Source organism: Hymenobacter busanensis, assembly GCF_008727865.1.
Taxonomy (GTDB): Bacteria; Bacteroidota; Bacteroidia; order Cytophagales; family Hymenobacteraceae; genus Solirubrum; species Solirubrum busanense.
In genome coordinates this window covers 322044-348939 of the sequence record NZ_VTWU01000004.1, presented here as the reverse complement: position 1 = coordinate 348939, position 26896 = coordinate 322044, and the positions used below count along the sequence as shown (strand labels likewise).

Here is a 26896-nt window from a genome sequence, read left to right as displayed (position 1 = left end):
CTCATGGAACTCAAAGACTTACTTCTTACGCCGCTCTACCTGGCCATCTTCTATGGGCTGGCTTTTGCTATGCGTAAGCGCTTTACCAATCCGCTAACCAAACGGTATTTTATTCCGGCGCTTTCAGTCAAATTTCTGGGGGCTCTGTCGCTGGGGCTTATCTACCAGTTTTATTACGGCGGAGGCGACACGTTCAACTACTTCAACGAGAGCAAGGAAATCAACAAGGCTTTTTTCGATTCACCAAGCGTTGCCTTTAAACTACTGCTGGCCAGCGACGGTGAATTCGACGGCTCGATGGCCAAGTATGCGGGCCAGATGCACTGGTTCAACTCGGAAACCGAGTATTTCATTGTTAAGGTGTCGGGCTTTTTAGGCCTGTTCTGCTTTCACACCTATTCCGTTATTGCGCTCATGTTCGCACTGCTGAGCTTCAGCGGCGTGTGGGCGCTCTACAACACCTTCCTGCGCCTTTACCCGCGGCTGTACAAGGAGCTAGCCATTGCGGTTTTCTTCGTGCCGTCGGTATTTTTCTGGGGCTCGGGGTTGGCCAAAGACTCCCTCTGCCTTGGGGCCTTGGGCTGGATCTTTTACGCCTTCTACAACCTCTTCGTCGCCCGCACCAACATTGCCCGCGGCGTTCTGGCGCTGCTGATTGCGGGCTTCGTGCTGAAATCGGTCAAGATTTACATCCTGATCAGCTTCATTCCACCCGTAATGCTCTGGATTACCACCCAATACAGCGCCGGCATCAAGTCGGGGCTGGTGCGCGGGCTGCTTATGCCGTTCATGATTGCCATTGGCGGCGGCATCGGGTTTGTCGTCAGCCAGTCCGTCGCGTCGGGCAACCAGAACTACGACTTCGACAAGATTGAAGACCGCGCCACGGTGGCCTCTACCTACCACAACAGCATCAGCCATACCGAGGTAGCCAAAGGGCGCGGCATGGGCAACTCGGGCTATGCCATGGAGGACTTCACCGGCCCGCAAGACATACCCAAATTAGCGCCCAAAGCGGTGGTCATCGGGTTGTTCCGGCCGTTCCTTTGGGAAGTAAGCAACCCGGTTATGTTGCTCTCGGGCCTCGAAATTCTCTGGATTACTTACCTCACGTTTCAGGTTTTCCGCAAAACCGGGGTATTGCGCACATTCTCCAAAATCGGCAGCACGCCGCTGGTGCTGTTCTGCGTGATTTTCTCGGTCCTGTTTGCCATCGGCACGGCCATTACGTCGGGCAACTTCGGCAACCTGGTGCGCTACCGGATTCCGATGTGGCCATTTTACGTCACAGCGCTGTTCGTTTTGCAAGATGACTACACACGCAAGCAGGCGGTCAAGAAAAAACGCCGCGCCGTGCCCGTGCGGCGTCCGCAACTGGCCGGCGCGGCGTAGAGCAGCCGCTTCCTAACGGTACCCGGGACTACACGAAGTCCAGGTCGCCGAAGAAGAAGTTGAAGGTTACGTTGGCCAGTTCGTCGGTTTCGCCCTGGTTCTTGCCTTTCACCAGGAAATCAAACTGGTTGCGCCACACTTTGCGCGCCACTCCTTTGGTGGCCGTATCAATCAGCGGGTTGCCCATGTAGAGCAACCCCACGGTGAGCTGTTTGGCGGCGTAAATGCGGGCCTGCTTGATGACGTGAGCAAGGTCGGCCACTTGGTGGAAGGCCACGTCCATGAGCACAAACACCGGCAGGCCCTGCTTCTTGATTTTTTTCAGGAACGCATAACCTACCAGCTTCCTGTCGCGCTTCACGGCCAGCGTCACGTATTTGTAGTGCGGCGACTGGAACGTGAGGTAGCGCCACTGCAGGAACTTCTGGTCCTTAATCATGGCGTTATCGAACTGGAACGTACGGGTTTGGAAGAACGCGTCGTCCAATTTGGTCGTCACCTCGTAGCTGCTGCCGGCCAGCAGGTGCGCCGGGTTGGTGAAAAGCAGCGTCAGATCGGGGTAAATGCCGTGGCTATAGTTGTATTTGGCCAGGTAAATGGGCTTGGCTACAGCATTGGGAAAGGCCAGAAAACAGTCGCCGCCGCGCTCCATGAAGTCGGTGTCCGTCTTCACGTAGAGCTTGCCGAACAAGCCTTTGCCGCGCACCGCATTCGAGGTCAGCACCTTCTGAATAAAGCCCGATTTCCAGGGTTTGCCGTTGATGCTGAAAATGGCATCGTTGGAGGTGCACATGCCCGCGCCCTTGCCTTCGTAGCGGGCCAGGAAAAAGGAAAACGAGTTAAACGGGTTGTTGAAGTACCACCAGTCGAGGTAGCCGGTGGTCATCCGGTCGTCGTCGTTTTCGGTGCGGTTAAGCTCCACCACGTCGGCCAAATCGGCCTGCGTGGCACGGGTGATGGTAATATCGTCAGGAAGCTGAGCCATAGGTGGTCAGGGTTACGGTAGGGTCGTGGGCAAACAAAGCCGGGCCGCTCAGGATGCGGTGCTCGGCGTAGCATTTCTCGAAAAACGGCTGGCGCTGCGCCAAGTCATTGGGGTACAGCGCATCGATGTCGGCGCCGGGAATGTAGGGGTGCACCATCAGCTCGACCACCGGCGTGCTGGCCGGCGCCTCGGCCACCAGCAGGCGCAGCGTATCGGCGGTGTAGCTGGCGGGTGGCGTGGTCAGGTCGTGCACCGACACCAGCAGGTCGTTGGTGCGGGTGTGCACGAGGCGCTTGAACTGCTGGCTGCTGCGGTACAGAATGCTCTGGCGCACAAATTTCAGCGGCCAGCGCAGCAGCAAGCCCAGCGTGGGCTTGCGCGGAATGGCCAGGCGCACCGGCAGCTGGCGAGCGTTCAGCACCGGCGCAACGGCCCGAAACACCGCCGGAAACATGTGCACGTGCTGGTGCGAGTCGGTGTGGGTGGGCCGAATGCCCAGGCTTTCGAGCTTGGCCAGCTGAGCTTCAAATTCGGCCCGTACTTCTTCGGCTTTCACCTGCCCGCGCAAGGCCCGCTTCAGCAGCGCCCCACGCTCCAGAAAATTCCCGGCTTCGTCGGTCAGCGAGGGAGCGGTAGTCAGCGGCCGACCTTCGGTGAGGCAGAAGTGCAGACCAATGGCCAGGCCGGGCGTTTCGGCGGCCAACCGGGCGCCGTCGGCGGTGCCGGGCATGTTCACCATCATGGTGGTGCTGGTGAGGTTGCCGGCGCGGTAGGCGTCCACAATGGCGCGGTTCACCGAGGGGCTCAGGCCGAAGTCGTCGGCGTTGATAATAACCTGGCGCTGCACAGCCTTATGCGTACTTGAGCGTTGCCTCGCCGGCCAGCACCACTTTCCCGTGCTGGTTGGTGCAGGTCGTGTTCAGGGTCACTATCTGCTTCTCTTCGTTCACGGCCGTCACCTCGGCCTCGGCCGTAATGGTGTCGCCAATGAACACGGGCTTGAGGAACTTCATCGTCTGGCCCATGTAGATGGAGCCCGGGCCCGGCAGCTTGGTGCCCAGCACGGCACTCACCAGCCCGGCGTAGAGCATGCCGTGGCTGATGCGCTGCCCAAACAGGCTGTTTTTGGCATACTCGTCGTCGAGATGCACGGGGTTGGTATCGAGCGACAACTCGGCGAAGGTGCGCACGTCGGCGTCGGTAATGGTTTTGGAAAGCTGGGCTTTTTGGCCAATTTCGGGCATAGCTGCAGTAATTGAGCTGGCAAGATAAGGCCGGCCACCGGGAAACGGCCGCCGGCGCGAAAAAGCCGCGGCTGTGCGCGGCGGTGCGGTTTGTTAGGCGTGGGCCGGCGCCACCGCCACGGACGCCGGCTGGTAATCTGCCGAGAACAGCCGCACAAAATTCTCCGTGTTAGCCACCACCGAATACCGCTCGCGCACGGTGCGCTGGGCGTTGGCGCCCATGCGCTGGCGGAGTTGCGCGTCCTCGATCAGGCGGGCCAGCGCCTGGTACCATTCCTCCTCGTCTTTGCAGAGGAAGCCGTCGACGCCGTCGGTGACGATTTTGGTATTGACGCCCACCGGCGACGCCACGGCCGGAATGCCCAGCGACATGTACTGCAGGGCCTTGAAGCCGCATTTGCCCAACGACAACGGGCTGACCTGCTCTTCGAGCGGCATTACGCCCACGTTGAACGTGGCCAAGTCGTCGATTTCGGTGGCCTTGCGCCAGGGCAGGTAGTCGAAGCTTTTCAGCTCCAGCTGCGGGTCCTGGTTGGAAATGACGCGAAACGTGAAGTCGTATTTTTCCTCCAGCCGGCGTAGCACGGGCATGAGCGTGGCCAAGTACACAATATTGGAGTGCGTACCCGTCCAGCCCAGAATCACGCGGTCGGTGGCCTGCTGCTTGGTGCGGTTGTGTAGGTGCACCGTGTCGATGGTGGTGGGGTTGAGCACCACCCGCGAATTATACTGGCGGGCGTATTCGCAGAGGAAATCGTTGCCGCAGCTCACCTTGTAGCTCCAGCGGCAGATGTCGGCCACCTTGCTGTGCCACTTCACAATGGCGGCCATCTGGTTGTGTTTCGACGTGAGGGCCATCCAGATGGCGTCGTCGAAGTCGTAGATAATCTTCTTGCCTAGTACTTTGCTGATGATCCACTCAAAAATGGGCGGACCGATGGGCGTCACTTCGCGGTGAATGAACACGTAATCGTAGGCCGGCACAGCGGGCAGCACGGCCAGCCGGCGCCCAAAGCCCTTCACAATGCCCCAGATTTTGGTGGCAGTGTGGCCGGGCTTGTAGAGCACCCGCCACGTGGGCAGGTCCAAAAACGAGCGTTCGGCGTACTCGATGCCCCGCTCGCGCAGGGCCGGCAGGTATTGTTCGAAACGGAACCGCTGAGAAGGAGCCTCTCCTTGCGGATACGGTGTTAGAAACAGAATTTTCATGCAATAAACGATCGGCTGATACGGGCTGAGCATGCCCAAACCCTGCGGTGAAGGCCGGTGAGTCGCCGTCGACTACCAACCGCATTTGCAGCGGCAGCCGCGCCTGAGCCTTCTCAATCAGCGGGCAAAAATACGAAAGAACCAGCGCCGCGTTGACCACCCGCCCGCGTTTCGCACTGACTGCGAACTAACTCTTGGCAGGAACCGGCCTACAAGCGGATCGGCACTCCGCAAGTTTTTCGGCGCACTCCCGCCCGGTTCCCGAACTTGCGGCTGCATGCTGTCCTCCACTCACCCCGACTTTATTCCGTTCAACCGCCCGCATCTGGCAGGCCCGGAACTGATGTACATTCAGCAGGCCGTTGCGGCGGGCAAGCTTTCGGGCAACGGGCAGTTTACCCAGCGCTGCCAACGGTTTTTCGAGCAGCAGTACGGCATCGGCAAAGCGCTACTGACCACCAGCGGCACGGCGGCGCTGGAAATGGCCGCGCTGCTGCTCAATCTGCAGCCCGGCGACGAGGTCATTGTGCCCAGCTACACCTTCACCTCCACGGCCAACGCGTTTGTGCTGCGCGGGGCCCGCATTGTGTTTGCCGACAGCTGCGCCGACCACCCCAACCTCGACCCCGCCGAAGTTGCCCGCCTGATTACCCCGCGCACCCGCGCCATCGTGCCGGTGCACTACGCTGGCGCCGCCTGCGACATGGATGCGCTGCTGGCCCTGGCCCGGCAACACGGGCTGTGGGTAGTGGAAGACGCCGCCCAGGCCATCGAAGGCTACTACCGCGGAAAACGCCTGGGCACGCTGGGCCACCTAGCGGCCTTTTCCTTTCACGAAACCAAGAACATCAGCGCTGGCGAAGGCGGCCTGCTGGCCGTAAACGACCCGCAACTAGCCGCGCGCGCCGAAATTATTTGGGAGAAAGGTACCAACCGCGCCGCCTTCTTCCGCGGCGAAGCCGCCCGCTACGAGTGGGTGGATATCGGGTCGTCGTTTCTGCCCTCGGAGCTGAACGCGGCGTACCTGTGGGCGCAACTCGAAGCCTTGGCCGACATCCAACGGCGGCGGGAGCACCTGTGGAGGCGCTACGCGGAAGCCTTCGAGCCGCTGCGTGATGCCGGATACTTCGAGCTGCTACCTGTTCCGGCTGGGGCCACATCCAACTGGCATTTGTTTGCGGTGGTGTGCCGCAGCCAAACCGAGCGCGACGCCTTGCTGGCGTACCTCACGAGCCAGCACATTTTGGCGGTGTTTCACTACTTGCCCCTGCACGCCAGCCCTTTCTACCACGCCCGTCACGACGGCCGCCCCCTCCCCCACGCCGAGCGTTTCGGGCGCTGCCTGGTGCGCCTGCCGCTGTTCTACGACCTCACTCCCGAGCAGCAAGACCGCGTCGTGGCGGCGGTGCTAGCCTTCTACGCTGGCCGCGAGGCCAGCAGTTCGTCGTAGAGGCGACCTAGCTGCTCGTAGGTGCTAGCAGGGTTGAATTTCTGTCGCACAAACACTCGGCCCGCGGCTGCGAATTGCTGTCGTAAGTCGGCATCGGCGGCCAGACGCTGCAGGGCCGCCGCCATGGCCGGCACGTCGCGGTTGGGCACCAGCAAGCCGGAGCGGCCGTTCTCGAACAGTTCGGCCGGGCCGCCACAGTCGCTGGCAATGAGCGGGGTGCCGAAAAACAGCGCATCGAGGCACGTGAGCGAGAAAGACTCCGATTCGGAGAAATTCAGCACGATGTCGGCCTCCTTGATAGCGGCTTCCACGTCCTGCACGAAACTGCCGAACGTGACGACCTCGCCCAATCCGGCAGCGGCGGCGGCTTCCTGCAACTGCTGTTTGTACGCCCGGTTTTTGTCGAGCCCCATGTCGCCGCCGGCAAAGTGCAGCCGCAAGCGTGGATTCGCGGCGTAGGCGGTGCGAAAAGCCTCTAGACCGAAATTCTGCCCTTTACCAAGGATATAGTTGCTCAGATACAGCACCCGCAGGGTACCATCGGGCCGCGGAACCAGGTTGGTAGGCGGGTATTTTTCCTGTTCAGGAATGGGGTCGGCAATGACGCGCACGTGCGGCAGCGGCTGAAAGTAGCTGTACACGGCCTGCGACACGCACACCACGCGCTGCGCCAAGTGCTCGGCCACCCAGCGCCAAGTGCGGGCCAGCGGCTGCATCTGGGTGTGCGGCAGGAAGCGCACATGCGTAACCAGCGGCCGGCCCGTGAGCAGCCGGGCCAGCACGCCGGTGAGGTTGTAAAAGTCGTTCATGTGCACGACGGCGGCCTGCTCGCGGCGCACCAAGCCAGCCAGCCGCCAGCCGTTGAGCAGCAGCATCGGTACGTAGAGCAGCAGGCTGCGCACCCGCTTGCTGATTTCAACAAACGGCAGCTCGTGCACCCGGTAGCCGGCGGCCTCCAGCACCGGCCGGCCCCGACTGCCGGTGGGCAGCACGTACACAAAGTCGTAGCGGTGCCGTAGCCGGTCGGTGGCGTTGCGCATGGCAATGAGGGCCCCGGTTACGGCGGTGGAATTATCGGCTACGAGAATGACGGGACGGGCGGCAGTGTGGTTCATCGGGCCAGTACCTCGTCGATAACGGCTACCCACTGCCGAAATATTTTTTCCCGGGTGAAATCCTGCATGCGCTGGTTGGCGAGCCGGCCCAGGTGCTGGCGCCGATCGGCGTCGGCCAATAGCTCGTCGAGGGTATTGGCCCACACCTGCAAGTCGGCGGCCAACGACGTGGGCTGGTTGAGCATGGGCATGAGCATGCCATAGGGCGCGGCTTCGGCTTGGCGAATGGGTACTGCCGGCGTTGGGGTATCGGGCGCCAGAATTTCGCGCGGACCGGTAGGGCAGTCGGTGGTAACCACCGGCACGCCGCAAATCATGGCTTCGCCCAAGGCCATGGGAAAACCTTCCCAGGCCGAGGGAAACACGAACACCGCCGCGGGCCGGATGTATTTGAACGGGTTCTGCTGCAGTCCCAGGAAATACACGTCGTAGTCGGGCGTGAGCGGGTCGTTGTTCCAAGCTTGGTACACGCGCAGGTTGAGCCGAAGGGCGTGCGCCACCAAATCGGCGCGCAGCTCACCGTCGCCTACAAACACGAGCTTGGCCGGACGCCGCTGGAGCAGGGCCGCAAAGCTGTCGAGCAGCGGGGCCTGGTTTTTCTGGATGGTGAGGCGCCCCGACGTGACCAGCACCGGCGCGGCGTCGTACACGGCCTGCTCGGCCGGCGTCAACGGTTCCTGGGCCTTCTGGCCGATTTGCTCGACCTCGAAAAAGTTGTTGATGGTAACGAGCTTCTGCGGCTCGACTCCAAAGCCTTCAATCAGCTCCGGATTGATGTCGCGGCTCACCGTCACAATGCGGTCGGCGCGGTTGTAGAGGCCGGGCATCAGCACTTTCTTGCGCAGCCAGCCAATGGGGCCGCTGATATTGCCGTCGTGCAGCTTGGAGCCGTGAATGCACAGCACCACTTTGCCCTGGCTTTTGCTGAGCAAATTCACGTAATCGGCACCTTCCAGGTGACTGATGCACACATCGGTGGCGAGGCGCTGCTTGAGGCTACGCAGCCGGGTGATGCGCCGCCCGAAGTTGCGAATCTTGTCGATTGGGCTGCCACCGCCCGCCACGTCGAGGCTGATAAGCTCATTACCACTGGGGTAGAGGTTGCCGCCATCGAGGTTGAATACGGCTTCGGTTACGCGGTAATGCTTGGCCAGCTCCACGCTGTGGTCGTGAAACACGCGTTGGGCGCCGCCCAGCCCCAGGTTGGAGATGAACAAAAGAATATGGCGGGTTGGATGGGTCATAGAGGAAGCGGTTGGTTGGCGGCCCGGGCTTGCCAGTACAGCAAAGACGGGTGCTTGCAGCGGGCTTGGGCAGCTACAGCGCCAGCACAAAACGGCCGCAAAGATAGGCAGCTGGGCAGCAACCCCCGGGACCTAGCGCCACCAGTGGTACACCAGTTGCTCGCGCCGCAGCTCAAACCCGTACTGCTGGTACAGCGCACAAGCTGGCCGATTGGCCCGCTGGGTTACCACGCGCAACGTATCGGCGCCCCACCTACGCGCCTGCGCCTCTGCTGCCGCCAGCAACTGCCGGCCCAATCCGCGCCGTTGGGCTGTTTCTGCCACCGCCAGCAACCCGATGCTAGCTACCGGCAGGTTCGGCGTGAGGGTGAGCAAACCGGTTTCGTGGCCGGCTTCGCCAGTGGCCAATACCACGGCGCCGTTGTCGGCATGCAAGTCCTGCCGCAGCCACGTATCGTAAAGGCGCTCAAAGCTGCCAGCCGGGAGTCGGGGGTCGAGGCGGAACCGTGACCAGACGCCGCTTCGCCGGGCCAGTGCGGCCAAGGCAGGACCGGGCTCGGGGCTGGGTGGCACTTGCTTTACGGCTCCGTCGGCCGTAGCTGCAGGACCAGACATCGGTCTTGGGTACGAAATGCCTCCAATACGACGCTCAAACGTGAGTTTATGGTCAACTGGGCTTAATCCAGCTTGCTCGGCCGTGGCTTGGGTCAGCGCATCTGCCGGATCGACCAGCCAGTAAACCAACCGAAGTGCTGGCGCCGCAGTGAGCAGTTCCTGTGCCTGGGCCGGGCTGATTTCGTGGCCCGACAGCTGCCCCACGCCAAAGCCGAAGAACGCCGAATCCCAAGGCAGCGGCTGTAGAACAGGTGGTTTCACGGTGCGACGGAATCAGGGCGGTTTGTGGTGGCGTCTACCAAGTATACCGGCCGCTGCTTGGCTTCCTCGAAGGTGCGGCCCACGTAGAGCCCCACCATGCCGACGAGGGAAATAATAAGGCCGGCGAAGAAACAAAGCAGCAACACCAGGCTGGTGTAGCCGGGCACCGAAATCTGCCCTACCCAAAACCGAACGAGCGTGATGAGTCCCAGCAGAAAGGCTAAGCCGGTAACCAGCAGCCCAAACTGCACGGCCAAGCGCAAGGGCTTGTCGGACCACGCCAGCATCACATCGAAGGCCAATTGCAGCCGCCGCCCCCAGCTGTAGGAGCTGCCGCCGTTGGAGCGGGCGGCATGGGCCACCGGCAGCGTGGCCCCTTGAAAGCCCACCCAGCGCACCATCACCGGGAAAAACCGGGCGCGCTCGGGCATGTGTTGCACGGCCTCAATCACGCGCCGCTGGTAGAGGCCGAAGTTGGCCACGGAAGCATCGTGCGGCACGCCCGTGAGGTAACGAAGCACGCGGTAGAAGGCCCCCGACACCAGCCGCTGTCCCAGCCCGTGCTGCCGGTCCTGGCGACTGGCCAGGACATAGTCGAGGCCGTGCTGCTGGGCATGGCCCCACAGGCGTGGAATTTCCTCGGGGCGGTCCTGCAGGTCGCAGTCGAGCACGACCACCCACTGGCCCCGGCAGTGGTCGAGGCCGGCGGCAATGGCGCGGTGCTGCCCAAAATTGCGCGAGAGGCGCACGCCGCGCACCTCGGTATGCTGCTGGCTCAGTTCTTCAATCTTGGCCCAGGCGTTGTCGGGGCTGCGGTCGTCCACCAGAATGATTTCGCAGCTTCCCGGCAACTCGCGCACGGCGGCCAGCAGGCGCTGCACCAACTCGTCGAGCATAGCCGCGCCTCGGTACACGGGGCTGACTACGGAAAGCAACGGAGCGGCGTCGGGCAGAAAAGGCGGGGCCATACGGCGCAAGGTAGGAAACGCGGGAGAAGCGGCTCTGGCAAGCGTTTACTGCGCCAGCAGCCACTGCAGGCGTTGACGCAACTCGGCCGGATCAATCAGGAAACCACCGGAGTACTTCTGCGCGCTGGGTTTGCCAATCAGACCGTCGTAGGCAAACCCGAGCTGCGTGGCCATCAGCACGTAATGGAACGGGAAGTAGTCGGCCGGCGGGTAGATTTCAATCAGGCCCATACGCCGGCCCTGCCGGAACAGCATGTTGGTGAGGCCGGCGCCGTGAATACCCACCACGTAGCGGGCATTGGCCATGGTCCGAATCTGTTCGGGCAAGGTCATGTCGTCGAAATCGACCACCTCGAAGCCCAACTCGCGGCATATCTGTTCGGCCTCGGCACTGTTCTCGATGAACCGCAGGCGCTTGGGGCTGCGGGTAATGAAAATCTGCCGCTCGGAGTTGGTCGGGCTCAAAGCCAAATCGGCCGGCTGCACCAGCTCGGTAATGCGCTTGTAATAATGCCCCGTGTGAGTGAGGGGCTTGCAGAAATAGGTTTTGCGGCTGCGAATGTAGTCGGTGGGCTTTTGCACAATCCAGGTGCGCTGGCTCAGGTAAGGATGCTGCAGAAAGTACTGGAAGAACGCCCGTTTGTAGAGGCCTTCGGACACCAGAATGGGTACGTTGGGGCTCAACTGCAGCTTCTCTTCCAGAAAGAAGAGTTTGGCCAGCACGTCGTTGTAGAAGTGAAAGTAGTTTTCTTCACCCGTGTCGCGCAAGGACACCAGCTCGGCGTACTCGGTAGCGGCGGCATGCATGCGCTTGGCCTGCAGGGCGGGCTTGGGCAAATACGGCACGCGGCTAAAGCCCAGCGAAGGATAAATTAGTTGGTTGTCTTCGCTCATCGCCCACCCAAACTGGGGCTCAATCAGGCACGGCTGATCGTATACCAGCAGATACTCGTCCTGCGTCCATTCTTGGGCATTGGTCGTGAACTGGCGCTGCAAGCGTGCGTCCAGGTGGGCCTGCTCTACGTGAATGAGTTGAAACGGATAGGCGTCGTGACGAATGACAAAATCGGCCTGCACGAAGGACCGTTCCGGAAACAGCAGCTTATCGACGGTGCGAATACGCAGCTGATTGTAGCGCAGATGTGCCTGCTTAAGCAGCACAATGGGGAGCAGTTTTTTTAACAGGCCTTTCAGTAAACTCATCAGCGAAGAAAGCTAGGAACGGCTCGACCGCAAGCCTTTAACGGCAAACCGCAAATATTGCCCAGCCGACAACGGCCAAGCCTCCGCCAACGGGTTGCGCCGGTAAGCCCGGATGGCACCAAGCCACGGCTGCGGATGGGTGTAGCAGACTTCGAACCAGCGCTGGGCCAAACCTCGGCGCAGCGCCGCAGGCTCGAACCAGGGCTGCGTTTCGTTGTGCTGCAACAGGCGCAGCAGCCATTGCTGCACTTCGCCCAGCGTTACGTCGCCCAGGGGGCGGTGCAGCATGGCAATGGTATTGTGAACGTGCAGTTCGCGGGGTGAATACCCAATTTCCCAGCGTGTCAACAGTTGTTCGCGCACCAGGTCGGCCACCTCGGTTCGTTCCCCAAGCACGGTTTTCTGCTTATCGGGAAAGGTGCGGTAGTTGATTAAGGCCTCCGGCAGGGTGGCTACCCGGAGGCGCTCGGCGTAGCGGGCAAAAAAGTCGTAGTCTTCGGTTTGGCGGAGCGCCGCATTGTAGTGCATGCCGTCGTGGCGCAGCAGGCGCGTGCGCAGCATCACGGTGGGGTTGCCCACCGGCAGCCCAAACAGCGTGAACACCCGGGCGTCGTCAGGGCGCTCGGGGTAGCGGTTGAGGTAATTGCTGGCGCCAAAATTCTGCATCCACCCCCCTACCACGTCTACTTCGGGGTGCGCCTGCAGAAAAGCAACCTGCCGGGCCAGGCGCTCGGGGTGGCACACGTCGTCGCCGTCCATTTTGGCAATGAACTCGCCGCGCACGTGGGGCAAGGCTGCGTTGTCGGTGCCGGCCCGGCCAAGGTTGCGCTCATTCTGAATCAGGCGCACCCGCGGGTCTGTTATTTGCTCTATCAACGCCACCGTATTGTCGGTGGAGCAGTCGTCGAGCACCAACAGTTCGAAGTTCTCGAACGTTTGCGCGAGCACGCTGGCAACGGTGCTTTCGATATAGCTAGCGACGTTGTAGACGGGCAATACGACGGAAACCAGAGGCGGCATAGGGGCAAAAAGCGCTTAACGGCGGAAGAGTTGGTGGCAATGCCCCTCGATTACGCCGAAGCCAGCATGCACTCCACGTTGCGGGCCAGCAGTGGGAGGTCAACGATGAGGTCGGCGGTGTTGACGATTTCGCCTGGATTGGTCGGCTCGCAAAATTGATAAAAGTAATCGAGACCAAGCCCCGTGGCCAGTGCATAGTAAAAGTAGCACGTGCCGTCGTCGCGCATCTGCAGCTCCATCACGCGGCTATTGGCAGGCATAAACAGCATATTCGTCAGCCCAGCGCCGTGGATGGAAATCAGGTAACGGGCCTGTGCCGCAATGCTTACCTGCTGCTGAAACGAATAATCTTCGAAATACACGATGGCAAACCCTTGCTGGCGGAGGTATTCGCACACGGCGTCCTCGTTCACCACCTTGCGCCGTGGCGCCCGAGCGCGACTGATGTAAATTCGCTCGCCCAGTCCCTGGGCTGGGTCGGGCTGGAAGTAATTGAGCAAGGTCTGCCGAAGCGCGAGCATAGCATCGGGCCGCGAATCGGTTACGCGGGCCATGCGCGTGGGTACGAGCAGTTCGGGTACCCGGTAGCGCGTGTGCGGCTGCAGCCACTGCACGCGGCGCACCCCTAGCGCCTGCAACGTAGCCCGGTGGTACTCCTTGTTATAATTGGCCGGTAATAGCAACGTCAAATCGGGAAGTAGCTCCTTGATGGCCTCCAATCGAGGCAGCACGTCTACCATCCAGTGGTAATAGTTGACGGCCCATGCGTGGTGCGCAATTACATACCGAAAGTCAGCAGGCAGCTGGTGCTGCGCAAATTTCAGGTAGATATAGGCCAACCCACGCCAGTTGTGCAGCTGGAAATCCGAGTAAATGAAGGTTTCCGGGTACGCATACAAATGGCGAAACACCACGCCATCGGCCAATACGTTCACATCCTGCAACTGCAGCAGTTCGCTGCCTTCCAACCGCACCTGCTGGTTCGGGGCAAAAAAGCTGCGGTCAGACTCCTGCAGGTTGGCGGGCCACGGCCGCTGCCACTGAAGCGCCGACTTAAGTTGGCGCGGTAGCGTGGTCACTGTTTTTGTTGCCATGAGCAAAGGTAGCGGCACAAAGCCTCACTATTCACTAAACGCGCATTTTCGACCGTGCAGCGTTTAATAGTCAGAGACTGTCGATAGGTTTATCTAGTTTTAGAGTCTGGTTTAGCTCTGTAAAAGAGAAAAAATTACATGAAGTTTACGGGTTGACAAACAGAGAATTTGGCGTTTATTCGCTGCTTAAAACCGTAAACTTTGCAAAAATTGCGCCGGCTCAATTTGTAATCTTTTACCATTGCGTACAGCCGCAACAAACGCCATTTAAAATTAGCAAAATAGTATTTATCCTGATGGAACGTAGCGCGCCAAAAAGGACCAGAAAGTACTTCTTTGCAAATAGACCACGTAACGTAAAGCAAATCGACTAGCCACGGCCAAATTCCCAGGTATTTTTCCGCATCTGAGCGCTGTGCAAAGGAATATACCGAAAGCCGCACCACGGACCATACTGACGAATACAGGATGCGCTGCATGTACGCCCAGTTCAACCGATTGGCCGTCATGAAATGCTTTAGGTGCAGGTCTGCGTCAAACCAGATTTTGTATCCCAACATACGTACCGCCAAGCAAAGCTCATCGTCCTCGCCAGCAACCATGTTTTTGGTCCCGATTCGGCCGGTAAACAGACTCTCAAACTGCAATTGCCGAAGTTTCTGCCACAGTTCATGCCGAAAGAACATACCGGCCCCCCATAACACTCCATCTACTACCTCGCCGGTTTCTAGCGGCGTGTATGCCTGCGACATTGGGGTGCCCACGGCGTATGAGATGCGAAATGCGTCAAACCACTCAGGCTTTTCGATTTCAAACACTCCTTCGTTGCCACCACCCAATACGCCTATCCGCTCGTCGGACTCAAGCAAATCGTAGCCCCGCTGTATGTAATCAGAGTTTAACCAGTTGTCATCGTCTACGATGCACACATAACTGAACCTTGCCGTTTCGTAGGCCAGCTCCAGTGCCCGGTTTTTGCCAGGAATGGGTTGAAACAACGCCAACAATTCGGTGGGCGCGCCAAACTCTTTCCAAAGAGTCTGGGCTGTGGCCTGCGTGCCATCGGTAGAGTTATTGTCTACTACGATGACTTCCCAATTCAGCATCACATCAACACGCTGGTTGGCAAGGTGCTTCAACGTGGCCGGTAGCCGATCTGCGCCATTGTGCGTGCAGATGATAACAGAAACTCCTGCTGGCTGTGAAGATGCAGTCATATGCGAGTTGCTGGTATAAGAAGCCGGATCAACAAAAGCAGCGTTCTAATGGAAATGGATTTCCCCCAAAGTTAAGAACAAACCTTTTAGCATCCCGGCCAGTTCGCCCGCTTCCGCCTATATTGGTGGTACCATAGCACTTGATTCCGCCAAATTCATCTTATAGCACACTTACCATTTTGCTCTGCGGCGCTCGTCTTTGTGGTGTGTTCAGGCCCAGCCTCATCATTCAGCCCACCAGCTACAGGTACATAGCTAAATTCCAGACCCTCAACCAGGCCAGCAACTCACAGCAGAGCATTTCCCACCAATAGATTATTGGCGGCGGAAAATACCAGCTAGCCGCTTCAACGCTTTATCAATTCGCAACGCTAGCCTTACCAATTTATAATTTGTTACATCTACCAAATGTCTTTTCTTTTCTAGCAGATCAGCTACTTCGCTCAAATATTTATCTTGGTGAGCTGGGGCAAGTACGATGTCCTTCCAAATATGACGCTGCTCCTCTTTGTACTTTTTGAAACCATCCTGAGCACTCACGCCAGCGAAATCGTATACTACTAGTGCTTTAGGTATATGATAAAATTGTTTCTCCGCCACAAATGCGCGCAGAAATAACCAGAAGTCTGCGGCCAGTTGGTACTGCTCTGGGTAACGGCCAAATTCTCGAAAGAGGCTTGCTTTTACCATCGCAGCTTGGTGATTGACGGTATCCTCCTGAAAAAAGAACAAACTGAGCTTATTGGGATGCGAATAATAACTCTGGCCTGCCACGCCAGGTCGTTCTACTAGCATATCACCATAGAATACATCAATAGATGGTTGATCTTGTGTCGCTTTATGAAGTATACCTAGAACTTCGGCATTGGCAAACCGGTCCCCACTATTTAAAAACACCAAGTATTCGCCCTGGGCTTTGGCAATGCCTTTGTTCATGGCATCGTAAATACCGTTATCCTGCTCGCTAATCCAAAAATCAATATTAGACTCGCACGACTTAATGGTTTCAACGCTGCCATCAGTTGAATGACCGTCGATTATAATGTATTCAAAATCCCTACTTGCTTGACTCACGACGGACTGTATAGTCGTTTCTAATTCTGCACTTCTGTTATAGTTAATTGTTATTACTGAAATCTTCAAACCCATACCCAATTTTTTTGACTTTAGGAACAAATATTATTATCGTATCATTCAAAGCCTATACGAAAATGCTTCAATATATGGCTTCCAAAAATCTAAATCATAACGCCACCAAGCATGACAACCCATTGGCAATACGCCATTATTTATTTTTAACATTTCTCTTGGATTTACTTCAAAGCTAAACTTTATAGCTTCTTCTACTGGCGCCTTGACAAAGCTCTCAGCTCCCTTGCATGCGATAGTTCCAAAGAAGACATCTTCAAGAAGTCCACTGTTTTGCAATGAATAGTTTTCACCAAAAAAGCCTACCATTTTATACGCCAAAAGCTTAATATCCGCTTTTATAGCATCTTTTCTGCCACTCAAGTAGTCATAAGGGTTTTTATAATATACATTTTTCAGAACATTCTTAACTGAAGATATACGTCTCAGTGAAAAGCCTGAATTACCCACACCGATTAATCTGTTACTAGGATCTGGATTATCATAACCATCAAACCAAGGTGCGCCAATATAGTCGTAACCTTGGTTACACCAATAGTCAAGGTTATCTTCAAAGACAAAAGCATCAAGTTCGTAAGTAAGCAAGAATTCATAATCAGAAAATAGATTATAAAAATATTTGCTCATTTTCAACTTATTGTATGCCATTAAACTTTTTTGCCATTTTTTATCAATGGAAACAATACTAAAACTGTTCCCGAGTTTCTTATATTCATCTAACCCCATTCCAAATGGCGATACAACTACAATATCTCTATTTTTAAAAACTCTCAAACACTGTTGAAAAGAAATCAACTCATATTTAGTAGGATATGGTGAATGAATCGGAATTACTACGCATACTTTTTTCATGACCACTATTCGTATATAATTTTTCGCAAAAATCGAGCTACTCTCCTTGCGACTTTAACTTTCAATGGAATGTGTTGCGTTATGTGCTGCACGTTAGCTTTTATGCTTTTGTGCAGCTCATAATAATAGCATGGCAAATAATATAGCTTCTCCACACCAAAAGAAATAAGTCTGCTTTGGTATATTTCAAAAATACCCAGCAAGTCAGGCCTATTTATGAAATCATATCGAGTATGGTAGCTACCAATGGCGCGAGGATTAGTAAATTTATAACCACTAAAATGAAAGAAATTGAGCGCAAAGCGTCCATTCACAGTCCATTTATTAAAACTGTTTTTGGACAAGTACCGCTCATGCAAGTTCCAATTAGCAACATTATAGCCTGGATGTTTTAATATCGTATAGGAATCGTAGAACACTGGGATGTAATTTGTCCATAGTTGATCATAGAACATATTTTCATCCAACTTGCAGTAACCGTAATCATAAACCCTATTCCGCCACCAGCTCAAAAACGAACTAACTTCTTCATTAAGTTTAAGGGCAATAAACCCAAGATTGAATATACCAGTACGCAGAGTGTGGTAATCTGTAGGAGCAAATTCATCATTGACAGGCGAAGTAATATGGGGCGTCAACACAAAGTTTTTAGTATCCAATGCATCAAGCACATCTTTGAAATCACCCGTTACCATTATATCGGGGTCTAAATAAATAGCTTTACACCCTGGGTGCTCTGCGAATAAAAACTTGAATACATCTGGTTTTACCGAAGTATTTAATTCGGTAATATTATATTTTTCAACTAATTCACCCAAACGCTCAATATTCAATTCCTCTATTTTAACGAGTTTCGCATTAGCAATAATACTGTAATCAACAGCATCACTTATTTTATCTACCAAAAAAACGTAACCTTTAGAATTGGGCACATGCTCAAACCAACTACTCATCAAAGTAGCCGCGTGCGCCAAGTAATTATTTGAGCAAATGGTGAAAACTATCGTATCCATTAAAGCAAATTTATGGTCTGAAGGCAAAAATGTTTAATTGAAGATCATAAAAGTATTTCTTATAATTTACACCATCAATGTATGGATAAAGCATGTTATTCCATGCCTCTTTTATATAATAACGAAAGCCGTATTTCGTTAATAAGCAAAGTATTTGATCAAGATTCTGTTTCTTACCAGGCTTACTATGGTACTCAATAAATATTTTATCCACATTAATAAGCATATCATCACAATCAGCTAAAACCAAATCCTCAACTCCTTCAATATCTATTTTCAAAAAGTCAACTTTTTGATTCAAATATTTCTTTAATTGAATCGATTGCACTTTTTGATACGTAATACCCTCATGTTCTTGCGCTCCGCTGTTAGCAATAGCTCCTCCTAATGAATTATCCGATGCAAAAACAATTTCTCCATCAGATGTCCAAACAGCTGCATTTACAATTTCAACATTTTCATTAGAAAAGGCAGATACATTACTTACACACGTATTATATATATTGTTATCAGCCTCAAAGGCAAGAATACGTGAGTTAGGGAACCTTTTCTTGAAGTAGATAACACTTAATCCAATATTAGCACCACAATCAATTATAAATGGACTACTATTCTTTGATTCAAAGCGATAAACTTCATCTACAAATATTTCTTCCACATTTTGAACAAACCAAAATGTGTTGTTCCTCATTATTTTTTTTCCGAAAAGAGAGGAAGCAGTAACATTGTTACTTGTATTCTTTTTATTATATAGATAATCGCAGTATTCCTTAAAAGTAACGCCAGTGGAGCGCATCCTTCTTAAGTATTTAATTCTCGCCAGCGAGTTTTTATGCAAAAAGTTTTCCATACTTATTTGTCTTTTTCAACTTGGACCCATTTTTTTAAATCTAAGTCAAACCTCTTTATCAACCTAGCAGGTACACCCGCAATCATACTATAGTCCGGAAAAGATGATGTCACTACTGAGTGGCTGCCTATTACACATTTTTTTCCTAATCTCACACCTGGAAGAATTGATACTCTATAACCGATGAAACAATCTTCACCTATTTCTACACCATCACCTTTCGTGATTAGCTCTTGATCTACCGGTGGTGTATCTAATGAAGCGTCTATTCCATGCCCATGATCTGAAACATAAAAGTATTCGCTAATGAGTACATTATCTTTGATAATAATAGACTTGATCGATGTGATGCAAGCATAATTTCCAATTCTAACTTTATTGCCGATATCTATTCTGGGCTCATAACCAACGAACTTATGATAACTTTCAAAAGCGCCAAGCCAACAATGCTTTCCAATCGACGTATTTTCACCTATAAATATTCTATCACCACCATTCACTTCTAATGGTATTTCAAAAAAGGATGAATGAGAAATATTAACTCCCCATTTATTTTTAGACGAGAAGCGTTGTCTAAAATAACGCTCAATTAAGCTAAAGATAATTTTTTCAAGGAAGAAAGATGATCTAGCCATAAACTTCAAATTTAGCATCAACATTTAAAACACCTCTCCATCTATCATCTAATACAACATCAAAATCATTTAAAACTCGCAAATTCGTATCACTAACCCAATGATCAACTATATTTCCTTGATCAGCTATTGCAATATCAACTTCATATTGCCCAGGCTTTAAAGGTAAATACATGGCTATATCGACTACGTGCTCCCCTTCACCTAACACCAAATAATTAGCTCCATTATCTCGGCTGTTTACACCAACAACAATATTATTTTCTACATCACGCAGAATAAATCCAAACTCTGCATTATTTACTTTTTTATTAGAAACGATAATAATTCTAAATACAACCCTGTCTTTGGTGTAGCACAAATGCTCATTATCACTTTTATTCTTATCACTTATTACGCTCCATTTCTTTACATAAACAGGCAAGGAAGCAGGTAAATCATACCTACTGCCAGCAAGTTTATTATTTCCAGAAAATTGATATTTCTCTAAAACACTCTCAACTTGACCACTAACTGAAACTACTCCTCTCTCCAGAAGTAAAGCTTGAGTGCACAAGCTTTTAACTGAAGGTAAATGATGACTTACAAACAATACAGTTCGCCCATCGTTTACACTAACATCCTTAATGCGACCTAAGCATTTCTTCTGAAACTCGGCATCTCCAACAGCTAAAACCTCGTCAATAATTAATATTTCAGGCTCTAAGAAAGCCGCTACTGCAAAGGCCAATCGTACATACATACCGCTACTGTAGCGCTTAACTGGTGTATCTATGTAGCGTTCAACCCCCGAAAAGTCGACAATCTCATCGAATTTACTTCGAATTTCGGCCTTGGTCATGCCTAGAATTGCTCCATTCAGGAATATGTTTTCTCGCCCCGTCAACTCAGGGTGAAAACCGGTGCCTACTTCAAGTAAAGACGCAATACGTCCGTTTATCTTGATTTGTCCGGTAGTGGGGGTGGTCACGCGAGACAGAATCTTCAGCAGCGTGGACTTGCCGGCCCCATTGCGTCCGATGATACCCAGCACTTCCCCCTGTTTCACCTCGAAGCTGACGTCTTTCAATGACCACACATAGTCACTGGCTCCTTTGGTGGTGCGGTCATTGGTTTCACCAATTTTCGCGAATGGGTCTTCCTTCCCGCGCATTTTAGCCCACCAACGATTTAAGTCGTGGCTTAGGGTGCCTGTACCAATCTCACCGAGACGATACATTTTACCCAAGTCTTCTACTTTGATTGCAAGCTTACTCATGGAACGCGGTAAAAGTAGGCCATGCCTAAGAGGCATGGCTTCAACTAAAGGGGCTAAACAGTGTCGGTGAAGCTTTTCTGCACACTGTTGAAGGAGATTGTTCCAATCAGCAAGATGACCAGAGTGGCCGTTGCACTATATGCCAACTGCCCCCAGCTGAATAAACCGGTGCCCAGAAAAGCGTAGCGAAAGGACTCCACGATGGGGCTAAGTGGGTTGGCCACAATTAGCCAGCGGTATTTAGCCGGCAATTTGTCCATGGAGTAAATTACGGGCGTAGCGTACATCAACAACTGTACGCCAAAAGTCAGCAACATTGCCAAGTCACGGTATTTGGTGGTCATGGCACTGAACACCATGCCTAAACCAAGGGACAACAGTCCCATCAGAATCACTAGAAACGGCGTGAGTAGCAGAACAGCATTGGGATGTAAAGTATCTTCCGTGAAATAGTAATACAGCCACACAACCAGGAACAAAGCAAACTGGATGGCGAAGCGCACCATGTTCGACAGCACGATGGAAAGCGGCATGGTTAGGCGTGGGAAATACACCTTGCCAAAAATCTGGGCGTTAACCGTGAAAACGGTAGCCGTGGAGGTTAGCGTCTGGGCAAAGTAGTTCCACACAGTAATGCCGGCCAGGTAGAAAACGAGCATGGGTTGCCCGCCGGTAGGAATCTTCGCTACGTTGCCAAAGATGATAATGAACGTGAGAGCAGTGAGCAGGGGCTGAATAAAGAACCACAAGGGCCCGAGCACAGTCTGCTTATAGGTTGACACAAAGTCGCGCCGCACAAACAAGAGCACCAAATCCCGGTAGCGCCAGACCTCCTGCAGCCCCAACTCCAACAAGCCAGACCGCGGCTCTATCACCTCGGTCCAGTTCTCCTCGCTCTGGCTACCCTCTTTTACCGGTGTTTCGGCGATATTCTTCACTGAAGTTGGGTACACGCAGGTTTCGCTACTTAAAGGTGAAAAGGCGCAAACGAGACCTTTTTATGCTCCCGACACTATTGCAACCGCGCAAATATAATTGATTCGACGCGCACGAATAGAAAGATCAATTAAACATTGGCTTATTTATATTATATATCACACTGCTTGATCATAACTAAAACTACCTGTGCAGCTTACCGCACAGGTAGTTCAATTCTTAAAGAATCGGAGGTCGTGCGCAGAGGCACAATTCATGTTATTAGGCCGACTGTGGGGTTTCGCTGAACGCTTCTTTGTATACAGCCTCTACGCCGTCGCGCAACTCAATGCTGTACTGCCAGCCGGCCTCGGCCAACTTGGAAACATCCAGCAGTTTGCGGGGGGTACCGTCGGGTTGCGAGGTATTGAACTGAATGTCGCCGGTGTAGCCTACTACGTCCTTCACCAACTCGGCCAGTTCGCGGATGGTAATGTCTTTGCCGGTACCCACGTTCACAGGCTCGGCACCGTTGTAGGCGAGCAACAAGTGGAAGCAAGCATCAGCCAGGTCGTCGACGTGCAGGAACTCTCGGCGCGGCGTGCCGGAACCCCACACCTCTACGCTCGGTGCGTTAGCCAGTTTGGCTTCGTGAAACTTGCGTAGCAACGCGGGCAGCACGTGAGAGTTCTGCAGGTTGTAGTTGTCGCCAGGGCCGTAGAGGTTGGTGGGCATGGCGCTGATGAAATTAGCACCGTGCTGGCGGCGGTAAGCCTCGCAAAGCTTCAGCCCGGCAATTTTGGCCAGGGCATACGCTTCGTTGGTGGGCTCCAGAGCTCCGGTCAACAAGTACTCCTCTTTGATGGGTTGCGGCGCCATCTTTGGATAGATGCAGGACGAGCCCAGAAAGAGCAGCTTGGTAACACCGTTCAGGTAGCTCTGCTGAATGACGTTGTTCTGAATCTGGAGGTTATCGAGCAGGAAATCGGCTGGATAGGTATTGTTGGCGTGAATGCCACCTACCTTGGCCGCTGCCAACAACACATACTCGGGCTTTTCAGTGGCGAAGAATTCGGCCACGGCTGCTTGGTTGCGCAGGTCCAGCTCCTGCGTGGTACGGGTCACCAAGTTTTGGTAGCCGGCACGGCGCAGTCGTCGCACCAACGCCGAGCCCACCATGCCGCGGTGCCCAGCCACGTAAATTTTTGCATTCAGGTCCATGATGCAGCAATATTCTTGTAAGGAATTGGCAGTACCCTAGCTTTCAGGGCACTGCCAACCGTCTTATTCGTGGTAGTTGAAGATACGGTAACCACCGGCACGCAAAGTGGCGTCGCGGCGGAAGAGTTCCAAATCAGCCTGTACCATGTCGGCGGTCAGCGCTTTCAAGTCGTACTTAGGTTCCCAACCCAGCTGGGTTTTGGCTTTGGTAGGGTCGCCGATGAGCAGTTCCACTTCAGTGGGGCGGAAATAGCGCGGATCAACGGCTACTACTTCTTTGCCTTCGGGCAATTGGAACTCGGGATTGGAGCAGCTTACTACCTGCGCCGTTTCGTTGACGCCTTCACCCGAAAACGCTAGCTCGATGCCCAGTTCGGCAAAAGCCATGCGTACAAAATCGCGCACGGTGGTCGTCACGCCGGTAGCAATAACGTAGTCTTCGGGGGTGTCTTGCTGTAGCATGCGCCACATGGCCTCCACGTAATCCTTAGCGTGGCCCCAGTCACGTTTGGCATCGAGGTTGCCCAAGTACAGCTTGTCGTGCAGCCCCAGGGCAATGCGGGCAGCGGCGCGCGTAATCTTGCGCGTCACAAAGGTTTCCCCACGCAACGGCGACTCGTGGTTAAACAGGATACCGTTGCAGGCATACATGCCATAAGCCTCGCGGTAATTCACAGTAATCCAGTACCCGTAAAGTTTGGCAACCGCGTACGGTGAGCGGGGATAGAATGGCGTGGTTTCCGACTGCGGCACCTGCTGCACCAAGCCGTACAACTCCGAGGTGCTGGCTTGGTAGATGCGGGTCTTGTTGGTGAGGCCCAGAATGCGAATTGCTTCCAGCAAGCGCAGCGTACCGATGCCGTCGGCATCGGCCGTGTACTCGGGCGCATCGAACGACACTTTCACGTGCGACATGGCGCCGAGGTTGTAAATCTCGTCGGGCTGCACTTCCTGCACAATACGGATCAGGTTGGTCGAGTCCGATAGGTCGCCGTAGTGCAAGTGAAAGCGCACGTGCTGCTCGTGCGGATCCTGGTACAAATGGTCGATGCGGTCGGTGTTGAACAGGGACGAACGGCGTTTGATGCCATGGACTTCGTAGCCTTTGCTCAGCAGCAACTCGGCCAAATAAGCTCCGTCCTGGCCCGTAATGCCCGTGATGAGTGCGCGTTTCATGGTATGTGGTTGGTAAAACAAAGCAGGAGTGGATGCCCAAGCATTGGCTTGAAACCGGACAGAATACCGTCAGAGCAATGTACTGACGCAGTTGCATATCTGTATCCATCGGCAAAGATAGGCAACTGCACCGAGGCCTGCCATTTAACTTTTAATATTCCTATGCAGATTAATATTATCCCACAAGATCTACAGCCAGGGTTTGACGCTCCCTGGTATGGTTTGGGTACTTAGGGCCAATTGCGTACTCTAGGCCCAAGAAGTTTTATTCTATTTCAAAAAAATGGATGGTGCTAACGCTACTAATCCCATTTTCACTAATGTAAGAAAAATAAAAACCCCAAATAAGATCAGCCAGCTTCGTACTACAACGCCTACTGGAGAAACTCTGAACAGTCTAAATACTATCAATATGTTTACTGTAAAGGCAATAACACTGCCTATACTGAATAGCATTACGAACAACTTAACGTCTTGTAAAATTACGCCGGGTATAAATGCAAGACACATCATGCCCAAGTTAATGCCATGTCCTAAAAGGTTATATTTCTGTTTATCAATGATTACATATAAAGAAGAAAAGAAATAGGAAACCAGATAAAAAATATAATAGTATGCCATGTAACCAGCAAAAACGCCAGCTGTTTGCCATTTTTTTCCTAGAATGAATGTAAATATCCATTCACCATATACACTTAGCACGCCAAAAGGAATAACACCAAGGTAGAACACTCTCAGGTAAAGGTCCTTTATCAGCTGAGGCATTCGCTCAGGAGTATCATAATATATTTCAGTAGCTCGCTGCAGAAATACAGATCCTAATGAAAAAGCAATTAGCTGGATAGGGATATTTAGCAGGCTATTGGCGTATGAAAACTGACCAACAGCACTGACTCCATAGAAACGTGAAAGAACTAATACAGGTAACTGCGACGTAAAACCAGCTACCCATGACCCAGGTAAAGAGTACAGTGGGTACTGGCGATACTCTATAAATGTTTCGCGAACGTTGCTCCATTTAAATCCATAAAATAACTCCGTAAACCGAGCACGCATGCTTTTATTCACAGAGATAATTGACGCGGTAAATTTATGGGCAAAGTCGCTTAATAACAAACCAGGAGCGAAACCTCCCACACCTAAACCATAGCTAAGGCCCACCGTCCTGGAAACAACAGCTGCGCCAATTTGGGCTACTCCGTTCCGTCGGAACTCTTTTTCTCGGGAATGCCAGTTATTCCAGATAACGTTGATAGCACTTACTAAAATAGAAGGTGCAATCAGCCAACGATATTCTACTAAACTCTCAGCATTAAAGAAATGAAGAATATTTTTTCCTGAAAATCCAAAAAAGGGAACAAGTATAATCATGCTGCCGAAAGCCAGCAAAAAAGACAACCGTACTAGGTCAAGGAATTTACGTTCGTCACGTGGTAATACAAAAGCATTCGGAAAGCTCAACGATACCAACACCATCACGTTATTGCTTATGGTGCTAAACAAAGCAAATTTTCCGTACGCTTCAGGCGTATATATCCTAGAAAATATCGGCGTAAACAGAAATGTTATTACAAAAGTAAGCGCATTGCTAGAGAAGGCCACGGCCAAATTTTGGGTAAATGACCCTTTTGTCCGTAAACCAGCTAGTAAAGGTTCAACTCTCGCGCGAATCTTTTTTAGCATTTTGAGCAACAAACATTCATTCAATGAAACTGAAATAACAACTAAAAATTACTCAATATATCTTGTAGCAATTCTGCTCGACGGGAAGTGTAGTGCTTATCTAGGATTTCTCTATGAACAGAAAAATCCGGGTTAGATTGATTTAGATACCCCAACAGAGTGTTTTCAAAAACAGCATACGACTCGACATTGGGACATACACGCGGTAACTCGTAGAAAGCTGTTTCCTCGTTATCAGGATATTTCCCCAGCAACATGCATTGTGCACTCAAAAGCTCCAGGTAGCGGGGCGTTACGGGATTAAAACCGCCGGTGCGTTTCTCTCCACCGTCGATACCAGGGGTGCTGTAAAAAGACACTTTGCTCGCGCGAAGTAATTTTATATACTCTGGGCGAGAATGAAACTTACCAATTATACCTTTCTTGTTGGATGAATAATAAAATTCGCCGTTAATCTCTTGCTGGCACAAGAACTCTACATCTTTGTACTTACTAACAAATTCATCCAAATAATTGCGCAATACTTGGTTTGTCCTAATATTTAATTTACCAGCCAACAAAATATCATATTTTTTCTCATACACTGTGTCTTCTTCAAGCCGATACCGATCTGACAAGCATAGTGGAAAATGCGCAATATTCAACGGGCAATTTTGAGCCTTTAGAAACTCATAGGTTTCCAGACTTGAAATCAAGACTATTTTACACCTTTTATAATTTTCATAAAAAGCATCTAGATCAGTGTGCTTCCAGAAGTCGATAAAGGCTGGAATGGCTTTTGCAGAAGTAGAAAAATTAGGCTCGTAGTTTACGCCTAATTCATACACAAAGTTGTACCCTTCGTTACTGCGTTGTGGCCGGATGGCTTCGAGCGTATTATTCCATTTATCTAAATACTGCTTTCCAACCCGCATTATTGCCTTACGGGCATACGGATTGTATAAGGCCTTTCGGTAAGTGGGAATAGCGTTTAGGATTGGGACTGACAATGCTTGGGCCAAATCTTCTTCCCATTCATAAATCAAATCGTAGAGAGGTTGCTTTAAATAGCTACGAGTTGATAGTATGGCAGAAATATGAGCTGACTTTTTCATCGTTTATGCAGTGGGACTGTTCCCGTGAATACA

25 protein-coding genes are annotated in these 26896 nt (G+C 52.5%); 2 read left to right on the top strand and 23 right to left on the bottom strand.

Features of this window, described 5'->3' with window-relative positions; genetic code table 11:
- Positions 1–3 precede the first annotated feature (3 nt).
- The gene (locus F0P96_RS12445; protein WP_151079224.1) at positions 4–1392 is read left to right on the top strand and encodes a hypothetical protein; all 1389 of its coding nucleotides are present in this window, start codon (positions 4–6) and stop codon (positions 1390–1392) included.
- Between the two features lie 28 nt (positions 1393–1420).
- Here F0P96_RS12445 and F0P96_RS12440 read toward each other — a convergent pair whose 3' ends face one another.
- The 4 genes from F0P96_RS12440 to F0P96_RS12425 form a co-directional block, all read right to left on the bottom strand.
- Positions 1421–2377: a GNAT family N-acetyltransferase gene (locus F0P96_RS12440; RefSeq protein ID WP_151079223.1), complete on the bottom strand. Its 957-nt coding sequence runs from the start codon at positions 2375–2377 to the stop codon at positions 1421–1423.
- Complete coding sequence (locus F0P96_RS12435) at positions 2361–3224, bottom strand: carbohydrate deacetylase (RefSeq protein WP_151079222.1); 864 nt, start codon at positions 3222–3224, stop codon at positions 2361–2363. The genes F0P96_RS12440 and F0P96_RS12435 overlap by 17 nt, the downstream gene beginning before the upstream one ends.
- Positions 3225–3228: 4 nt before the next feature.
- Positions 3229–3621 carry a MaoC family dehydratase gene (locus F0P96_RS12430; protein ID WP_151079221.1) on the bottom strand — a complete coding sequence of 131 codons (393 nt, stop codon included), beginning with the start codon at positions 3619–3621 and terminating at the stop codon, positions 3229–3231.
- Between the two features lie 93 nt (positions 3622–3714).
- On the bottom strand, positions 3715–4830 hold the full coding sequence (locus F0P96_RS12425; protein WP_151079220.1) for a glycosyltransferase family 4 protein: 1116 nt from the start codon (positions 4828–4830) through the stop codon (positions 3715–3717).
- 277 nt (positions 4831–5107) lie between these two features.
- Between F0P96_RS12425 and rffA the strand changes: the two genes are divergently transcribed.
- Positions 5108–6280 carry a dTDP-4-amino-4,6-dideoxygalactose transaminase gene (gene rffA / locus F0P96_RS12420; RefSeq protein ID WP_151079219.1) on the top strand — a complete coding sequence of 391 codons (1173 nt, stop codon included), beginning with the start codon at positions 5108–5110 and terminating at the stop codon, positions 6278–6280.
- Here rffA and F0P96_RS12415 read toward each other — a convergent pair.
- From F0P96_RS12415 to F0P96_RS12325, 19 genes are all read right to left on the bottom strand, one after another.
- Positions 6247–7395, bottom strand: a complete 1149-nt coding sequence (locus F0P96_RS12415) for a glycosyltransferase family 4 protein (protein WP_151079218.1) — start codon at positions 7393–7395, stop codon at positions 6247–6249. The genes rffA and F0P96_RS12415 overlap by 34 nt on opposite strands.
- On the bottom strand, positions 7392–8639 hold the full coding sequence (locus F0P96_RS12410) for a glycosyltransferase (protein ID WP_151079217.1): 1248 nt from the start codon (positions 8637–8639) through the stop codon (positions 7392–7394). Before F0P96_RS12410 ends, F0P96_RS12415 begins: the two co-directional genes overlap by 4 nt.
- A 132-nt stretch (positions 8640–8771) precedes the next feature.
- The gene (locus F0P96_RS12405) at positions 8772–9515 is read right to left on the bottom strand and encodes a GNAT family N-acetyltransferase (protein ID WP_151079216.1); all 744 of its coding nucleotides are present in this window, start codon (positions 9513–9515) and stop codon (positions 8772–8774) included.
- The gene (locus F0P96_RS12400) at positions 9512–10483 is read right to left on the bottom strand and encodes a glycosyltransferase family 2 protein (RefSeq protein ID WP_151079215.1); all 972 of its coding nucleotides are present in this window, start codon (positions 10481–10483) and stop codon (positions 9512–9514) included. Before F0P96_RS12400 ends, F0P96_RS12405 begins: the two co-directional genes overlap by 4 nt.
- Before the next feature lie 45 nt (positions 10484–10528).
- On the bottom strand, positions 10529–11686 hold the full coding sequence (locus F0P96_RS12395) for a glycosyltransferase family 61 protein (RefSeq protein WP_151079214.1): 1158 nt from the start codon (positions 11684–11686) through the stop codon (positions 10529–10531).
- Between the two features lie 12 nt (positions 11687–11698).
- Entirely contained in the window at positions 11699–12706 is a 1008-nt protein-coding gene (locus tag F0P96_RS12390) for a glycosyltransferase family 2 protein (protein ID WP_151079213.1), read from the bottom strand.
- 50 nt (positions 12707–12756) lie between these two features.
- Positions 12757–13800 (bottom strand): glycosyltransferase family 61 protein, encoded by a 1044-nt coding sequence (locus tag F0P96_RS12385; RefSeq protein WP_151079212.1) that lies wholly within the window; start codon positions 13798–13800, stop codon positions 12757–12759.
- 134 nt (positions 13801–13934) lie between these two features.
- Complete coding sequence (locus tag F0P96_RS12380; protein WP_151079211.1) at positions 13935–15017, bottom strand: glycosyltransferase; 1083 nt, start codon at positions 15015–15017, stop codon at positions 13935–13937.
- A gap of 315 nt (positions 15018–15332) precedes the next feature.
- Positions 15333–16166 (bottom strand): glycosyltransferase family 2 protein, encoded by an 834-nt coding sequence (locus tag F0P96_RS12375; protein WP_151079210.1) that lies wholly within the window; start codon positions 16164–16166, stop codon positions 15333–15335.
- 45 nt (positions 16167–16211) lie between these two features.
- Positions 16212–17018: a DUF5672 family protein gene (locus F0P96_RS12370; RefSeq protein WP_151079209.1), complete on the bottom strand. Its 807-nt coding sequence runs from the start codon at positions 17016–17018 to the stop codon at positions 16212–16214.
- A 5-nt stretch (positions 17019–17023) separates the two neighbouring features.
- On the bottom strand, positions 17024–18031 hold the full coding sequence (locus F0P96_RS12365) for a glycosyltransferase family protein (RefSeq protein WP_151079208.1): 1008 nt from the start codon (positions 18029–18031) through the stop codon (positions 17024–17026).
- A 10-nt stretch (positions 18032–18041) separates the two neighbouring features.
- A complete protein-coding gene (locus F0P96_RS12360; protein ID WP_151079207.1) occupies positions 18042–18881 on the bottom strand; it encodes an FkbM family methyltransferase in 840 nt (279 codons plus the stop codon).
- A gap of 2 nt (positions 18882–18883) precedes the next feature.
- Positions 18884–19516 carry an acyltransferase gene (locus F0P96_RS12355; RefSeq protein WP_160620101.1) on the bottom strand — a complete coding sequence of 211 codons (633 nt, stop codon included), beginning with the start codon at positions 19514–19516 and terminating at the stop codon, positions 18884–18886.
- Positions 19509–20774: an ABC transporter ATP-binding protein gene (locus F0P96_RS12350; protein ID WP_151079205.1), complete on the bottom strand. Its 1266-nt coding sequence runs from the start codon at positions 20772–20774 to the stop codon at positions 19509–19511. Before F0P96_RS12350 ends, F0P96_RS12355 begins: the two co-directional genes overlap by 8 nt.
- 53 nt (positions 20775–20827) lie before the next feature.
- Positions 20828–21712, bottom strand: coding sequence for an ABC transporter permease (locus F0P96_RS12345; RefSeq protein ID WP_235917461.1), 885 nt, complete (start codon positions 21710–21712; stop codon positions 20828–20830).
- A gap of 259 nt (positions 21713–21971) precedes the next feature.
- On the bottom strand, positions 21972–22910 hold the full coding sequence (gene fcl, locus F0P96_RS12340) for a GDP-L-fucose synthase (RefSeq protein ID WP_151079204.1): 939 nt from the start codon (positions 22908–22910) through the stop codon (positions 21972–21974).
- Positions 22911–22973: 63 nt separating this feature from the next.
- Complete coding sequence (gmd, locus tag F0P96_RS12335) at positions 22974–24086, bottom strand: GDP-mannose 4,6-dehydratase (protein ID WP_151079203.1); 1113 nt, start codon at positions 24084–24086, stop codon at positions 22974–22976.
- 270 nt (positions 24087–24356) lie between these two features.
- Positions 24357–25769 (bottom strand): oligosaccharide flippase family protein, encoded by a 1413-nt coding sequence (locus F0P96_RS12330; protein WP_151079202.1) that lies wholly within the window; start codon positions 25767–25769, stop codon positions 24357–24359.
- Positions 25770–25810: 41 nt separating this feature from the next.
- Positions 25811–26863: a hypothetical protein gene (locus tag F0P96_RS12325; RefSeq protein WP_151079201.1), complete on the bottom strand. Its 1053-nt coding sequence runs from the start codon at positions 26861–26863 to the stop codon at positions 25811–25813.
- Positions 26864–26896: the final 33 nt, after the last annotated feature.

Bases quoted from the DNA above. Each gene is read 5' to 3' on its own strand.
- fcl (WP_151079204.1), bottom strand. From the start codon at position 22,910: ATGGACCTGAATGCAAAAATTTACGTGGCTGGGCACCGCGGCATGGTG.
- F0P96_RS12355 (WP_160620101.1), bottom strand. From the start codon at position 19,516: ATGGCTAGATCATCTTTCTTCCTTGAAAAAATTATCTTTAGCTTAATT.
- F0P96_RS12350 (WP_151079205.1), bottom strand. From the start codon at position 20,774: ATGAGTAAGCTTGCAATCAAAGTAGAAGACTTGGGTAAAATGTATCGT.
- F0P96_RS12390 (WP_151079213.1), bottom strand. From the start codon at position 12,706: ATGCCGCCTCTGGTTTCCGTCGTATTGCCCGTCTACAACGTCGCTAGC.
- F0P96_RS12410 (WP_151079217.1), bottom strand. From the start codon at position 8,639: ATGACCCATCCAACCCGCCATATTCTTTTGTTCATCTCCAACCTGGGG.
- F0P96_RS12415 (WP_151079218.1), bottom strand. From the start codon at position 7,395: ATGAACCACACTGCCGCCCGTCCCGTCATTCTCGTAGCCGATAATTCC.
- F0P96_RS12395 (WP_151079214.1), bottom strand. From the start codon at position 11,686: ATGAGTTTACTGAAAGGCCTGTTAAAAAAACTGCTCCCCATTGTGCTG.
- F0P96_RS12380 (WP_151079211.1), bottom strand. From the start codon at position 15,017: ATGACTGCATCTTCACAGCCAGCAGGAGTTTCTGTTATCATCTGCACG.
- F0P96_RS12370 (WP_151079209.1), bottom strand. From the start codon at position 17,018: ATGAAAAAAGTATGCGTAGTAATTCCGATTCATTCACCATATCCTACT.
- F0P96_RS12425 (WP_151079220.1), bottom strand. From the start codon at position 4,830: ATGAAAATTCTGTTTCTAACACCGTATCCGCAAGGAGAGGCTCCTTCT.
- F0P96_RS12375 (WP_151079210.1), bottom strand. From the start codon at position 16,166: ATGGGTTTGAAGATTTCAGTAATAACAATTAACTATAACAGAAGTGCA.
- F0P96_RS12430 (WP_151079221.1), bottom strand. From the start codon at position 3,621: ATGCCCGAAATTGGCCAAAAAGCCCAGCTTTCCAAAACCATTACCGAC.
- rffA (WP_151079219.1), top strand. From the start codon at position 5,108: ATGCTGTCCTCCACTCACCCCGACTTTATTCCGTTCAACCGCCCGCAT.
- F0P96_RS12360 (WP_151079207.1), bottom strand. From the start codon at position 18,881: ATGGAAAACTTTTTGCATAAAAACTCGCTGGCGAGAATTAAATACTTA.
- F0P96_RS12385 (WP_151079212.1), bottom strand. From the start codon at position 13,800: ATGGCAACAAAAACAGTGACCACGCTACCGCGCCAACTTAAGTCGGCG.
- gmd (WP_151079203.1), bottom strand. From the start codon at position 24,086: ATGAAACGCGCACTCATCACGGGCATTACGGGCCAGGACGGAGCTTAT.
- F0P96_RS12365 (WP_151079208.1), bottom strand. From the start codon at position 18,031: ATGGATACGATAGTTTTCACCATTTGCTCAAATAATTACTTGGCGCAC.
- F0P96_RS12440 (WP_151079223.1), bottom strand. From the start codon at position 2,377: ATGGCTCAGCTTCCTGACGATATTACCATCACCCGTGCCACGCAGGCC.
- F0P96_RS12330 (WP_151079202.1), bottom strand. From the start codon at position 25,769: ATGCTAAAAAAGATTCGCGCGAGAGTTGAACCTTTACTAGCTGGTTTA.
- F0P96_RS12400 (WP_151079215.1), bottom strand. From the start codon at position 10,483: ATGGCCCCGCCTTTTCTGCCCGACGCCGCTCCGTTGCTTTCCGTAGTC.
- F0P96_RS12445 (WP_151079224.1), top strand. From the start codon at position 4: ATGGAACTCAAAGACTTACTTCTTACGCCGCTCTACCTGGCCATCTTC.
- F0P96_RS12325 (WP_151079201.1), bottom strand. From the start codon at position 26,863: ATGAAAAAGTCAGCTCATATTTCTGCCATACTATCAACTCGTAGCTAT.